Source organism: Jejuia spongiicola (assembly GCF_023502325.1).
In the GTDB taxonomy this organism is placed as follows: Bacteria; Bacteroidota; Bacteroidia; order Flavobacteriales; family Flavobacteriaceae; genus Wocania_A; species Wocania_A spongiicola.
This window is the reverse complement of the sequence record NZ_JAMFLZ010000001.1, coordinates 75,260-89,708: the sequence shown is the minus strand read 5'-3', so window position 1 is coordinate 89,708 and position 14,449 is coordinate 75,260. Positions and strand designations below refer to the sequence as shown.

Sequence of the window (14,449 nt, the reverse complement as noted above, 5' to 3'; positions counted from 1 at the left end):
CGTATATTTGCACACTTAATTTAGACAGTGTTCCACGTGGAACGTTTTAAAGATTGAACAGTATGTTTAACGAAGTATATGATGTTATTGTTGTTGGAGCAGGTCACGCAGGAAGCGAAGCCGCAGCCGCTGCTGCCAACATGGGAAGCAAAACATTACTTATTACAATGAATTTACAAAACATTGCACAAATGTCTTGTAACCCAGCCATGGGGGGTATTGCTAAAGGACAAATTGTTCGCGAGATTGATGCGCTTGGTGGTTATAGTGGAATTGTTTCTGACACATCAGCTATTCAGTTTAAGATGCTAAACAAGTCTAAAGGACCGGCTATGTGGAGCCCGAGGGTACAGAGTGATAGAATGAGGTTTGCAGAAGATTGGAGGTTGCTTTTAGAAGCAACACAAAACCTTGATTTTTATCAAGACATGGTTTCTGGTTTGTTGATTGAAAAAGACAAAGTTGTTGGTGTTAAAACATCTTTAGGAATAGAAGTGAAAGCTAAATCTGTAGTGCTTACTAATGGCACATTCTTAAATGGATTGATTCATATCGGTGATAAAAATTTTGGAGGTGGTAGAGCGGGTGAAAGAGCGGCAACAGGAATTACTGAGCAGTTAGTAGGTTTGGGTTTTGATTCTGGAAGAATGAAAACAGGAACACCACCACGAGTAGATGGGAGGTCATTGGATTATTCTAAAATGATTGAGCAACCTGGTGACGAGAACCCTGAAAAGTTTTCGTATTTAGATACAACAAGACCTTTAAACAATCAACGTTCTTGTCACATGACATATACGAGCGAACTGGTACATGATTTACTTCGTGAAGGTTTTGAAAGATCACCTATGTTTAATGGTCGAATTAAAAGCTTAGGACCTCGTTATTGTCCGTCAATAGAAGATAAGATTAATCGCTTTGCTGATAAAGATAGACATCAATTATTTATTGAGCCTGAGGGATGGAATACTTGTGAGGTTTATGTAAATGGTTTTTCTACGTCGTTACCTGAAGATGTTCAGTTCAAGGCGTTGCGTTCTGTAGTTGGTTTCGAAAACGTTAAGTTTTTTAGACCAGGCTACGCGATTGAATACGACTATTTCCCACCAACACAATTAAAACACACTTTGGAAACTAAGCTGGTTAATGGGTTATATTTCGCAGGTCAAATTAATGGCACAACGGGATATGAAGAAGCCGCTTCTCAAGGATTGATGGCAGGTATAAACGCAAGCCTTAATGTAAGGGGAAAAGACGCTTTTACTTTAAAAAGAGACGAGGCTTATATAGGTGTTTTGATAGATGATTTAATCACTAAAGGAACCGAAGAGCCATATAGAATGTTTACATCTAGGGCAGAATACAGGACATTGTTGAGGCAAGATAATGCAGATTTAAGATTAACCCCTAAAGGATTTGAGTTAGGGTTGGCTTCTGAAAAGCGATTAAAACGAATGGAGAAAAAGCATGAAGATGCTGAGAAGTTTGTTAGCTTTTTTAACGTAACAAGTGTGAAACCAGAAGAGGTGAACCCGATCCTTGAATTAAAAAATTCATCACCAGTTAAACAATCTGGCAAGCTATTCAAGATATTTGCGAGACCAAATATTGATATGAATGATGTTAGAAAAGTAGAAAGTGTTGAGGCTTATATTCAAGAAAATAATTTGGATAGAGAGGTTATAGAACAAACAGAAATTCAAGTAAAATATTCAGGTTATATTGCCAAAGAAAAGAACAATGCAGATAAATTAAGTAGGCTGGAATATGTAAAAATCCCAGAAAATTTTGATTATTCTCAAATTAAATCTATGAGTTTTGAGGCTCGAGAAAAGCTTAAAAAAGTACAACCAACAACGGTATCTCAGGCTTCAAGAATTAGCGGTGTTTCTCCTAACGATATTTCTGTTTTATTGGTTTATATGGGTAGATAATATTCAACGTTCCACGTGGAACATTTCATTATTTTTAGAAATACATTTACAAGTCTGTGGCAAATAAAAACTCAAATCATGTTCATTTAAAAGTAAAGGATTACTCTGTTTCAGGAGAAGAATTTGAATTAATCTTAAATTCGGAATACGGCTTTTTAGAAACTACGCCTCAGCCATCTTTGAATAGACTACCTAATTATTACGAAAGCGAAGATTACATTTCGCATACAGATTCTCAACGAAATCTGTTTGAAAAAGCATACCATTTAGTTAGGAAGGTTTCATTAAAAAAGAAATTAAAACTAATTAATTCATTTTCACCAACCAATAAAACCTTACTAGATGTTGGATGCGGAACTGGTGATTTTTTGCAAACGGCAAAGCAAAATAATTGGAATGTTTCAGGAATTGAACCCAATAAACAGGCTCGTAAAATTGCTAACAATAAAACAGATGACTCTGTTTTTGAAACCAGCCAACTTTTAAAATTTGAAGAATCTAGCTTTGATGTTATAACACTTTGGCATGTATTAGAACATTTACCAAATATAGAAGAGCAAATGTCTTGCTTTAAAAAACTACTAAAACCAAAAGGCACATTAATTATAGCTGTGCCTAATCACAAAAGTTACGACGCAAAGTATTATAAACAATTTTGGGCCGCTTATGATGTACCCAGACACCTTTGGCATTTTAATAAAGGTTCAATTTCAAAATTGGTTTCTAAGCAGTTTATGAAAGTTGTAAAAATTAAACCAATGTTTTTTGATGCTTTTTATGTAAGTCTACTTTCTGAAAAATATAAATCTGGAAAAATGAATTTAGTTAAAGGTTTTTATGTTGGACTGATGTCAAATTTAAAATCGATAACTACAAAAGAAGCTTCTTCTCTAATTTACATTATTAAAAACAACCAATAACTGTTTTAACAAATGTATTGAGACTTTCAAGTGCCTAGGCGCACAATCTAAAGGGTGTTTTGTGAAAGCGTCTTAAAAGCCCTTAAACAAGCTTGTTTTTAATAGATATTTATTATTTAAAACCACAAACAACATAAGAATTCATTATATGTTAAATTCAAAATAATTTCATGCTGATTTATGCCATACTTTATTACATTTGTGCGAATTCTTAAAATAGAAAAACCAAACACATGAAAAATATAGTTTACGTAGTTTTAGCAATGATTGTTTTATCCTCATGCCAAAAACAAGCAAAAATTGGATATGTAAATAACGGAACAGTTATAAATGATTTTCAAGAAAAGAAAGACCTTGAAGCAAAGTTCGAAATAAAAAAAGTGGCGTTTCAAAAAAAATTCGATAGTATCGATTTAGCGTTTCAAAACGAAGTTCAAAAATTTCAAACGGACGCTAAAAGAATGTCTCAAACAAAAGCTCAGCAAAAATATCAGGAGCTTGGTCAAAAGAAACAAATACAAGATCAGCAAAAACAAGTAGAAGCTCAACAATTTCAGCAAGCATTTCAAGTTGAAATGGATTCTTTAATAATTAAAGTAAAAGATTTTGTTAATGACTACGGTAAGAAAAATGGATACACTTATATTTTAGGAACTACTGATGCAGTATCAACAGTTATGTATGGTACCGATGAAAACGATTTAACACAAACAATTATAGATGCTTTAAATAAGGTTGATAATACTGATATTAAAGAGTAGTTATAATATAAAACACTTTTAACAGAAAGCTCTTTTTATTAAAGAGCTTTTTTTGTGTTATAATTTATCTTTAATATTTTCAATTAAATTGTTGATTTTCAATAAGTTGCCAGAAGAGCGAGTAGATCGATAAACAACTTTTTTGTCATTTATTTTTAATATGGTAAAGGGTATATCTCTTCCGTTTGTATTTCCTATTTCTTCAGGACTAAAATGCTTCATTAAATATTCAATGCGTTTAACCGTGTCTAAAGCAATTAAGGTTTCGTAAACCCCTTTTTTCTTTACATTGTCAATCCCATTATATACAACACGACCATTATTGTAAATGTATAGGTCGTAGACAGGACAATTACCTAAACATTTGCCTTTGGAAAAGGTTACGATTAATTTTTCTTTAACTACTGAAGCGTTTTTTTTGCTAATCGAACAAGAGGGAGACATTAAAATCATTATAATTAAACTTAAATATTTCATATTACTTTTTAGTTTCTAATTAACTGGTAATAAAGGCTTACAGCTTTAGGCATGCTTTATTACTAGTTAATACCAACCAATAAATCACTTTTTATGCGAGCAATGACTTTTGTTTGGGTTGCCAAAAGTGTTTGCTTTTTTCCAACTTCCTGGAGCTGGCAGTATGCTTTTTTTATTACTTCTTGAAGTTGATGATGCTCCAAGATTATTTCTTATATAATTTCTTAACTCTATTAATTCATTATGGTTATACATAAGTTGAATTTTTTGCTCAGCTATTGAGCTTCCATTTACACCACCATTTCGAGTAACAAAAGTTGCAAATACCTCAGCAATATCCTCGCCAGGATTTGTTGATGCATATTGTGTAACATACCTGCTGCTATACTTAGTATAAAAGCTTTCCATAGCTGTTTCAGTGTCTTTGGCTTTTATAAATTCCTCCCATATATCTGCCCAATAATTGCTTTGTAATTTGTTTATATATGATGCTGTTTTAGAACAACCTTCACCTGTATAATAATTACTACAATTAGCTTCATTAATAATTGCATCTACCTGGTCGTTATTTAGAGTTAAAATATGGCCAAACTCATGAATTATAGTATATGCTAATTCTTTTTGGTCATTAGTAAAGTTTATTGCAACTCCCATTTGCCACTTTGAAAGATCCGATTTAGTTTCAATTACAAAACCTGAACTACCAGAAACATCTCCATTATAAATTAAAAACTCATTCATTTTAGTTCTATAATTAGCAGGTATTATTTTTTTTGTTAAAGACCAAAGCTCTTGATGCTTTTTCGTGTCTTGTTGATATGCAAGATCTTGCCCCGTTACTTTATAGTCTTGTTTTTTAATAATGTTTTCTCCATGAATTGTATATAACGTAATTTCTCCATCACTTCCTGTTGGGTTGTTTGTATTATCTGGGTTATCTGTTGTATCACCAGGATTACTATTAGTGTCAGGATTAACAGTAGTTGTTAAACCATCATCTATTTCTTCAGTATTACAAGAGTTAAAGGTTACAAAAGAGAGCAAAATTGCAAAAGTAAAAACGAGCTTTATATTTTTCATCTGTTCAAGTTTTGGGTTTAACTATTGTTTATAGTAAAACAGACAATTAAAAAAACACCCTACTTTTTATTTAATTTTATTTAGTTTTGAAAAAGGTAATTTTAAATAAATGAAGCATAAATCTGTTTGCGAAAGCGAAACATTTAAAGTTGTTTTTAACACACACTCAGACACTTTAAGAAATTTTATATACTATAAATGTGGAGATATCCAGCAAGCCGAAGATATTGTTCAAGATACTTTTATTAAATTATGGAAAAATTGTGCTAAAGTAGTTTTTGAAAAAGCTAAATCATATTTATTTACAGTTGCCAATAATGCTTTTTTAAATGAAGTCGCTCATAAAAAAGTTGTTTTAGAGCACCAAAAAAAACATTCTCAAAAGAGTTCTAATATTACACCAGAGTTTCTGCTTGAAGAAAAGGAGTTTATGATAAAGCTTAATGCGGCTATAGCAAATTTACCCTTTAGGCAAAGAGAAGTGTTTTTGTTAAGTAGAATTGACAAAAAGAAATATTCTGAAATCGCAGAAATAGTTGGTATAACAGTTAAAGCTGTAGAAAAAAGAATGAGTCAAGCATTGATTGTTTTACGAAAAAAAATAGGAGATGTATAATAAAAGTAGGGTAAAGCAATAAGAATTTGTTCTATATATAAAAAGAAACCATAACAATGGAAAAACAATACTCTGATGATACTTTTTTAGCTAGATGGATTTCTGGAGAGCTAACTCCTGAAGAATTATCTGAGTTTAAAAAATCAAAGGACTATAAAAGTTTTGAAAGAATAAACAAAGGTGCTCAAAACCTCTCTGTGCCTGCTTATAACAAAAACAATGCATTTTCAAAGTTGCAGGAGGATATAAACAAAAAAACAAAAACTGTTAAATTGATTCCTAATTGGGCTTATACAGCTGCAGCTATATTGGTTGTTGCATTAAGCCTGCTTTTCTTTTTAAATAATAAATCAACCCATTTTAAAACAGGTGTTGGCGAGCAACTAGTTGTTACATTGCCAGATAACTCTAAAGTAAATTTAAATGCAAATTCTTCAATAAAATTTAAAGAAAAAGATTGGAGTGAAAATAGAGAACTAAAATTTAGCGGCGAAGCCTTTTTTGATGTTGAGAAGGGGTCGTCTTTTAGAGTAAAATCAGGTGAGGGCATTGTAGAAGTATTAGGAACTGAGTTTAACGTTATTTCTAAGAACAATTTTTTTGAAATAAAATGCTATGAAGGTAAGGTTAAGGTTTTAAATTCTGGAAATAATGATTTAGCTATATTGACATTAGGAAAGGCCTTTAGGGTACATAATAAGGAAAACAAAAACTGGACTTTTATAGAAAAAACACCAACTTGGATACAAGGAGAGAGTAGTTTTAAAGACATGCCGCTAAAACAAGTAATAAAAGCACTTGAAGACCAGTATGAAATTAAATTCGATATTTCCCTTATTAATTTAAATAGACGTTTTACAGGAAGCTTTACCCATAAAAACTTAAAGCTTGCTTTACAAACCGTTTTTACTCCAATGAATATTAATTATACTACATCAAAGAATAACACAATTATTCTTAAAGATAAAAAGTGAAACAATTTTTTTTGATTAATATTGTTACAAATTATAAATAGTTTGTAGCAGTAATAATGAACCTAAAGTATACATTCTTGTTTTTTTTTCTTTTGGTTTCATTGGTAAACGCTCAAGAAAGAACATCCATTAATTATAATCAAGAACCACTTGTGGATGTGCTTTTAGATATTGAAAAAAAGTTTGATATTAAATTTTCTTTTAATTCAGAGTTAATAAATAAGCAAAGTATTACTTTTTTAAAAAGCATCGCTAGTTTACAAGATATAATTACAGCAATAGAATCTCAAACAAACTTAGAATTTCAAAAGGCATCAGAACGATATTACCTTATAAAAAGGCAAACATTGTTAGACCTTCTATCAACACAGCAATTAGACGAAGTTGTTATAAGTGAGTACATTACATCGGGAGTAAAGAAGAAAGATGATGGCTCGGTTGTTTTGACACCTAAAACTTTAGGTATTTTACCAGGGCTAACAGAATCAGATGTATTACAAAGTTTGCAATTACTTCCTGGTGTACAAAGCCCTACGGAAACAACTTCAGGGCTATATGTAAGAGGAGGAACACCAGATCAAAATCAAATATTGTGGGATGGTATAAAAATGTATAATACAGGCCACTTTTTTGGAATGATATCTGCGTTTAACCCTTATATAACTAAAGATATTGCCTTTTTTTCTAATGGAACAAGTGCTCGATATGGCAATAGTATTTCCAGTGTAATAGATATTGCTTCTTACAATAATGTGCCTGAAAAAATTGAAGGAGGTTTAGGTTTTAATATGACACACGCTGATCTTTTTTTAAAAGCACCAATCACAAAAAAATTTGCTTTAGTAGCCTCGGCAAGAAAATCATATACAGACGCTATAAACACTTTTACTTTTCAAAACCTGTCAAGCAGAGTATTTCAGAACACAAAGATTTCGGAAGGAAATAAGATTTATGATGACGATAATGTAACATTAACAAACGATTCTTTTAGTTTTTCTGACGTTACATTAAAAGCCATCTTTAATCCATCAGAAGGAGATGAAGTTGTTTTTAGCAGTTTATTTACTAAGAATAAATTAGATTATGGGTTCTTAATTGAAGAATTTGAAGAAGTATCTAAAGATGTTTTAGACATAAAAAACAAGGGATTGAGTTTAACGTGGAATCATAATTATAGTAATTCATTTTCGCATGAAATTCAAGCTTATTATTCAAATTTTGAATTGGATTATGAGGGCACAAATAATTACCCTAACGACCTTTTTAATAAAACAACTAAAAATAATATCATTCTAGATAAAGGCATTTCAATTCATACCAATTGGAAAATTAATAAGGAAAACTCTTTAGCTATTGGATATCAATTATCTTCAAATAAAGTAGACTTTTCTTTGGGATACGATAATAATTATTTTCCAGATGATCTTTATGAAGATATAAACAGAAAAAGTAATAGCACTAATACAATTTATACCGACTATCAATTTAAAAAAACACGAAAGTGGCTGATATATTTAGGACTTAGGGGTGATTTTGCATCATTATTAAAGAAGTTTTATTTAGAACCTAGGTTGCTGACAGAGGTTTATTTAAGCAAGCCAATTAAAGCTAAAATCGCTTTAGAGAGAAGACATCAAAACTTAAGTCAAATTTTAGAATTTAACACTAGAGATTTCGGATTAGAAAACCAAGTTTGGGCTTTAGCTCAAGATGATTATGTGCCACTACAAAGAAGCAATAAGCTGTCTATAGGTTTTAATTTTAATGATAATGGATGGAATATAGACATTGACTTTTATAAAATAAAAACAAAAGGCTTATCATCATTAACTAGGGGTTTTGAAAGCACGGGTGCAAATTACTCAGAAGGAGAAAGCAGTATTTCAGGTATTGATATTTTGCTTAAAAAGAGAATAAATAATTATAGAACATGGTTAAGTTATACAACAACAAAAAAGGATTTTAACTTTAATGATATAAACAATTCTCAGTCATTTTCTGGTAATTTTCATATTGCGCATCAGCTTTATTGGTCACATTCGTATAAATTAAATGCTTTTGATTTCTCTTTAGGGTGGCGATTTAGAACAGGTATACCTTACACAAAAGCTTTGGGGCTGCAAGATGATGGATATTCTATTCTTTACGATAAAATTAATAATGAGCGCCTTCCAAATTATCATCGCTTAGATTTTTCAGCAACATATAAATTTAATATTTCAAAAAGCGATACATGGAGAGGTAAATTGGGTTTTTCATTACTTAATGTATATAATAAAAAAAGCATCTTAAGTAGAGACAATAGAGTTAGATTATCTACCGACCCAGATACTCCATATTTTTTGCAAGAAACAACTAAAACATCTTTAGGTATAACACCTAATTTAGTGTTCAGAATAGAGTTTTAAAAGCTGTTATGCTGGTTTTTTGTGAAGTAACCTTGTTAGTTTAATAGATAAATCGGTTAAAATAATTTTAGAATTCCCATTACGCTCAATATGGTAAATGGCATTTTGTAGTTCATCACTAATTTCTAAAATGTTATTACCATGCACAAAAGGCGCAAAGTTTTCCAGTTTAAACTTTTCGGTTTTTGGTTCCAAGAACACCAAATCTGTAGCATTATAATTTAAAAGCAAAGCCTGACGAAAAAAATCTAAACAAAAATTAAGAAACTGTTTTTGAGTTTCACGACCAGTTTTTGCTATGTCTTCACTCCAAGAAATTAAATCATGAATCGCTGCCTTGTTGCCTTTAGCTTTAAAAGCACTACGAATCCAGAAAATAAACCAAGTTTCAAATTGTATATCTTCAGAATCTTGATATACTAAATCGCAAGCTTTATTATAATTTCCATTGGATTGATGTGCTATTTTTGTTGCTACCGAAAGTTCTAAACCATAACTTTTAACTAAGGCGCTTTTTATAACATCCTCTGCTAAAGGTGGAAAGTGTAAAACTTGACAACGCGATTTTATAGTATTAATTATTTGTTCTTCATCTTCAGCAACTAAAAGGAAGATTGTTTTATTTGGAGGCTCTTCAATAAGTTTTAAAAGTTTGTTTGCACAAGCAGTATTCATTTTTTCTGCCATCCAAATAAGCATTACTTTATAACCTCCTTCATAAGATTTTAGTGTTAACGATTTTACAATTTCATGTGCCTCATCAACCCCTATTTGTCCTTGCTTATTGTCAACACCAAGTAATTTATACCAGTCAAACAAATTCCCATAAGGCTGTTCTTTCAGTAATTGACGCCACTCTTCTAAATAAAAACTAGATACTGGTTTGCTCTTAACTTTATCGCTAGTTGTAACAGGAAATGCAAAATGTAAATCGGGATGTGAAAAGTTTTTAAATTTTAGGTTACACGTCTCATTTCCAGAGTTGTTTTCTCCACTAGAGTTAGAACACAAAATGTATTGCGCATAAGCAATTGCCATAGGCAATGTGCCACAACCTTCGTTACCCACAAACAATTGAGCATGTGGTATCCTGCCATTGTCAACACTTTGTGTTAAATGGTTTTTAATATGATTTTGACCTAATATATCTTCAAAAAGCATCAAACAAATATAACTTATGTTTTTAACATTATGTTGTAATAAATTAAAGATAAATCGACTTATTTTTATAGGATAAACAACAGCCTATAATTTAAAAAATGGCACAAAACGCTATTCTATTTATTCCAGATATTTCAGGCTTCACTGAGTTTGTGCATCACACAGCAATAAGCCATAGCCGACATATTGTGTCTGAGTTATTGGAATTGTTGATTGATAGTAATACTTCGGATTTAGAATTAGCTGAAATTGAAGGCGATGCTCTTTTTTTATATAAAATAGAAAACAAGGTTGATATTTCTATAATAGAACAGCAAATAGAAACAATGTATCTTGCGTTTCATACACATTTAAAACGCTATGAATATCAACGCATTTGTCATTGTGGAGCATGCTCTTCTGCGTATAATTTAAAGCTGAAATTTGTAGTGCATTATGGTGAAATAGAGTTTATAACTGTAAAAGAATCTAAAAAACCATATGGGAGCGATGTTATAAAAGTACATCGTCTGCTTAAAAATGAGGTGCCAATAGATGAGTATGCTATTCTTACTGAAAATATAAAAAAGATAGTTGTAGATTCTAAAAAAACAATAACAGCAACATACGATTTTGGAAAAATAAGTTTTACTTATAACTCCCTTAAGCACTTAAAAGAAAGGATCCCCGAAATAAACCCTATTCCTGATAATGTGCCAAAGCACAAACTATTTGATGAAACAGAAATTATAAAACTTCCAATTAACGATTTGTATGAAGTAATAAGTAATTTTGATTACAGGTTACTTTGGACAAAGGGTGTTGACAAAATGGAGTACGAAAAAAATAAAGTAAATCGTATAGGAGAAAAGCACAAGTGTTTATTTAATAAAAATGACGATGTAGTGCAAACTACAGTTTCCAAAAAAGTAAAAAAGCATCAGTTAGTTTATGCCGAATCGACAACCGATGTGCCTTTCACTAAACAAATGAATAGTTATTTTATTTTAGAAGAAACTCAGGTAGGGTACACAAAATTAAATATTGAGGTTTTCGCAGATTTTAAGCCTTTCGGGATATTCATGAAACCCTTATTAAAATCGAAACTTAAAGCCAACATATCAGAAAGCATAAAAGAGCTTGTACTTCTAATAGGTTCTGGTTTTTCATTAAATAAGCCAACAGAAAGTTAGTTTTTAAAAATTATTTAACTCTTCAAACGTTTTCGTAAAAAAACTCATTTTATACCTCTCTTTAATTAGTTACATTTGTGACACAATCTATTAAAACGATAATAATGAAAACTCTTAATGATTTTAATTTTGAAAATAAAAAAGCATTAATTCGCGTTGATTTTAATGTGCCTTTAAATGAAAATTTTGAAGTAACAGATGCTACAAGAATTATGTCGGCAAAACCTACAATCATTAAAATTTTAGAGGATGGAGGCAGCTGTATTTTAATGTCACATTTAGGTCGCCCAAAAGGGTTTCAAGAGGAATTTTCACTAAAACATATTGCTAGTAAAGTAGAAGATGTTTTAGGTGTTGAGGTTAAGTTTGCTAAAGATTGTATTGGAGAAGAAGTAGAGGCAGCAGCAGCCAATTTACAACCTGGACAAATATTATTGTTAGAAAACTTGCGCTATTATAAAGAAGAAACAGCAGGCGATGTTGGGTTTGCAGAAAAACTATCAAAACTAGGAGATATTTATGTTAATGACGCTTTTGGAACAGCACACAGAGCACATGCTTCAACAACTATAGTAGCTCAGTTTTTTCAAGATAAAAAGTGCTTTGGAAACTTATTAGCTCAAGAAATTGAAAGCATTAAAAAAGTTATGGAAACTGGAGAAAAACCAGTTTTGGCTGTTTTAGGTGGTGCTAAAGTTTCTTCTAAGATTACTATCATTGAGAATATTTTGGATAAAGTTGATCATTTAATTATTGGTGGAGGCATGACCTTTACCTTTATAAAAGCACAAGGCGGAAAAATTGGAGATTCAATTTGTGAAGATGATAAAATGGATTTGGCATTAGATATATTAAACCAAGCCAAAGCAAAAAATGTTCAAATACACTTACCTGTTGATGTAATTGCAGCTAATGCATTTAGTAACGATGCCGAGACTCAAATTGTAGATGTAACTACAATTCCTGATGGTTGGCAAGGTCTAGATGCTGGACCAAAGTCAAAAGAAATTTTCCACAATGTTGTTACGCAAAGTAAAACTATACTTTGGAACGGACCGCTAGGTGTTTTTGAAATGGAAAGCTTTGCAAACGGTACAATTGAGCTAGGAAACTCTATCGCAGAAGCCACAAAAAACGGCGCATTTTCTTTAGTTGGCGGAGGCGATTCTGTAGCAGCCGTAAAGCAGTTTGGCTTTCAAGATAAAGTGAGCTATGTAAGCACTGGAGGCGGTGCAATGCTAGAAAGCTTAGAAGGAAAAACACTTCCTGGAATTGCAGCAATTTTAGAATAAACTTAATTAAGTTTTCAAATTCGCTTAAAAAATACGATTTTAGCCATACAATCGTTCAATAACCAACTGAATAGATTTTATGGCTTTCCGGTTTTTTATAATATGCTTTTTTTTAAGTTTTGGGATTTGTTTATCGCAAACTCAAGACTCTATCTTACCTAAAAAAGAATCTGCTAAAGATTCGATAATTGATGGGAAAACGCATAGTGTAAAAAAAATAGAAGCAGAAAAAGACAGCACTTCAATTAAAAAACTAGGAGACCTAGAATTTGCTGCGAAAATAGACGAAAAATGGTTAGAGGAGTTATATAGCAACAATCTTTTTGATACGATTTACAAATCGGTTACTGAGCTTACTTTTGAGCCTGTCGATTATCCAGAACTACCAACGGACACCCTTAAAAAACGATTAAAAGAGCTAGATGCTAGAACACCTTTTAATGTAGAATACAATCCAGCATTAGAAAGTGTTATAAAGTCATATTTAAAGCGCCGAAGAAAGCATTTGCAAAAACTAATGACTTTGAGTGCTTTTTATTTTCCAATGTTTGAGCGCGAGTTAGATAATCATAATATCCCGTTAGAAATAAAATATTTAGCTATTGTAGAGTCAGCATTAAAACCTAGAGCTAAATCTAGAGTTGGTGCAACAGGCTTATGGCAATTTATGTTTGGCACTGGTAAAGAGTATGGGCTGGACGTGAGTAGTTATGTTGATGAACGGAGCGACCCAATAAAATCTACTGAAGCAGCAGCAAAGTATTTATCTAAATTATATAAAATTTTTGGTGATTGGGATTTAGCTTTAGCTGCATATAATTCTGGACCAGGAAATGTTACCAAAGCCATCAGACGCTCTGGCGGATATCAAAACTACTGGAATATTAGGCATAATTTACCTCGCGAAACCGCAGGCTACTTACCTGCATTTTTAGCAAATATGTATATTTTTGAATATGCCGAAGCTCACGGGTTTGAAAACCTTAAACCAGAATTTGCATTAGTTGAAACAGATACCGTTAGAGTAAAACACATGATAACCCTCGATCAAGTTTCAGAAGTTACTGGCACACCAGTTGAAGAGCTGCAGTTTTTAAACCCTTCATATAAATTAGATATTATTCCTTTTATAGACAAAGAAAATTATGTGTTGCGCTTACCAAGAGATGTTGTTGGGAGTTTTGTAAATAATGAAGAGAAAATCTATGCTTTTGCTAAAGAAGAGTTTGCGAAACGAGAAAAACCATTGCCTCAATTTTTTAACGCTAACGATAGGATACGTTATAGAGTTAAATCTGGTGATTATTTAGGGAAAATTTCCAGAAAATATGGAGTTCGGGTAAGTCAAATAAAAAGATGGAACGGATTAAGAAGCAATAATTTAAGAATAGGACAGAGATTAACAATCTACCCCAGAAAACCTTATGTAGCTAGTGCTTCGCCAGTAAGCAAAACAACAAAAGCAAAGCCCATTTCTGGTAATGTGATTACTTATACAGTAAAAAATGGAGACTCACTTTGGAGCATTGCGCAAAAGTTTCCGGGAGTTTCTGTTCAAAATATTAAAGATTGGAACGATATTAGTGGTAGTAAATTAAAACCAGGAATGAAGCTTAAAATATCAAAAGGATAAGTTCCTAAAAAAACCAAAACT

12 protein-coding genes are annotated in these 14,449 nt (G+C 31.7%); 9 read left to right on the top strand and 3 right to left on the bottom strand.

Going from position 1 to position 14,449, the window contains the following annotated elements; all coding sequences use genetic code 11:
- The first annotated feature begins 62 nt into the window (after nucleotides 1-62).
- The 3 genes from mnmG (at nucleotide 63) to M3P09_RS00415 (ending at nucleotide 3,615) form a co-directional block, all read left to right on the top strand.
- Nucleotides 63-1,934 carry a tRNA uridine-5-carboxymethylaminomethyl(34) synthesis enzyme MnmG gene (mnmG, locus tag M3P09_RS00425; protein ID WP_249971620.1) on the top strand — a complete coding sequence of 624 codons (1,872 nt, stop codon included), beginning with the start codon at nucleotides 63-65 and terminating at the stop codon, nucleotides 1,932-1,934.
- Nucleotides 1,935-1,990: 56 nt separating this feature from the next.
- Nucleotides 1,991-2,854: a class I SAM-dependent methyltransferase gene (locus M3P09_RS00420; protein WP_249971619.1), complete on the top strand. Its 864-nt coding sequence runs from the start codon at nucleotides 1,991-1,993 to the stop codon at nucleotides 2,852-2,854.
- Nucleotides 2,855-3,087: 233 nt separating this feature from the next.
- A complete protein-coding gene (locus tag M3P09_RS00415; RefSeq protein ID WP_099565171.1) occupies nucleotides 3,088-3,615 on the top strand; it encodes an OmpH/Skp family outer membrane protein in 528 nt (175 codons plus the stop codon).
- 57 nt (nucleotides 3,616-3,672) lie between these two features.
- Here M3P09_RS00415 and M3P09_RS00410 read toward each other — a convergent pair whose 3' ends face one another.
- Both M3P09_RS00410 and M3P09_RS00405 read right to left on the bottom strand, forming a co-directional pair.
- A complete protein-coding gene (locus M3P09_RS00410) occupies nucleotides 3,673-4,092 on the bottom strand; it encodes a DUF6438 domain-containing protein (protein WP_249971618.1) in 420 nt (139 codons plus the stop codon).
- An 84-nt stretch (nucleotides 4,093-4,176) separates the two neighbouring features.
- Nucleotides 4,177-5,172: a zinc-binding metallopeptidase gene (locus M3P09_RS00405; protein ID WP_249971617.1), complete on the bottom strand. Its 996-nt coding sequence runs from the start codon at nucleotides 5,170-5,172 to the stop codon at nucleotides 4,177-4,179.
- Nucleotides 5,173-5,281: 109 nt separating this feature from the next.
- On the opposite strand from M3P09_RS00405, the gene M3P09_RS00400 reads away from it, so the two are divergent.
- The 3 genes from M3P09_RS00400 (at nucleotide 5,282) to M3P09_RS00390 (ending at nucleotide 9,170) form a co-directional block, all read left to right on the top strand.
- Entirely contained in the window at nucleotides 5,282-5,788 is a 507-nt protein-coding gene (locus M3P09_RS00400) for an RNA polymerase sigma factor (RefSeq protein WP_099565174.1), read from the top strand.
- Nucleotides 5,789-5,844: 56 nt separating this feature from the next.
- Complete coding sequence (locus M3P09_RS00395; protein WP_249971616.1) at nucleotides 5,845-6,762, top strand: FecR family protein; 918 nt, start codon at nucleotides 5,845-5,847, stop codon at nucleotides 6,760-6,762.
- 77 nt (nucleotides 6,763-6,839) lie between these two features.
- Complete coding sequence (locus M3P09_RS00390) at nucleotides 6,840-9,170, top strand: TonB-dependent receptor plug domain-containing protein (protein ID WP_249971615.1); 2,331 nt, start codon at nucleotides 6,840-6,842, stop codon at nucleotides 9,168-9,170.
- Between the two features lie 6 nt (nucleotides 9,171-9,176).
- On the opposite strand, the gene M3P09_RS00385 is transcribed toward M3P09_RS00390, so the two are convergent.
- Nucleotides 9,177-10,331 carry a DNA polymerase III subunit gene (locus tag M3P09_RS00385; RefSeq protein ID WP_249971614.1) on the bottom strand — a complete coding sequence of 385 codons (1,155 nt, stop codon included), beginning with the start codon at nucleotides 10,329-10,331 and terminating at the stop codon, nucleotides 9,177-9,179.
- Nucleotides 10,332-10,429: 98 nt separating this feature from the next.
- Here M3P09_RS00385 and M3P09_RS00380 point away from each other — a divergent pair, with 98 nt between their 5' ends.
- The 3 genes from M3P09_RS00380 (at nucleotide 10,430) to M3P09_RS00370 (ending at nucleotide 14,428) form a co-directional block, all read left to right on the top strand.
- On the top strand, nucleotides 10,430-11,503 hold the full coding sequence (locus M3P09_RS00380; protein ID WP_249971613.1) for a DUF2652 domain-containing protein: 1,074 nt from the start codon (nucleotides 10,430-10,432) through the stop codon (nucleotides 11,501-11,503).
- 104 nt (nucleotides 11,504-11,607) lie between these two features.
- A complete protein-coding gene (locus tag M3P09_RS00375) occupies nucleotides 11,608-12,795 on the top strand; it encodes a phosphoglycerate kinase (protein WP_249971612.1) in 1,188 nt (395 codons plus the stop codon).
- Between the two features lie 79 nt (nucleotides 12,796-12,874).
- A complete protein-coding gene (locus M3P09_RS00370; protein ID WP_249971611.1) occupies nucleotides 12,875-14,428 on the top strand; it encodes a LysM peptidoglycan-binding domain-containing protein in 1,554 nt (517 codons plus the stop codon).
- Nucleotides 14,429-14,449: the final 21 nt, after the last annotated feature.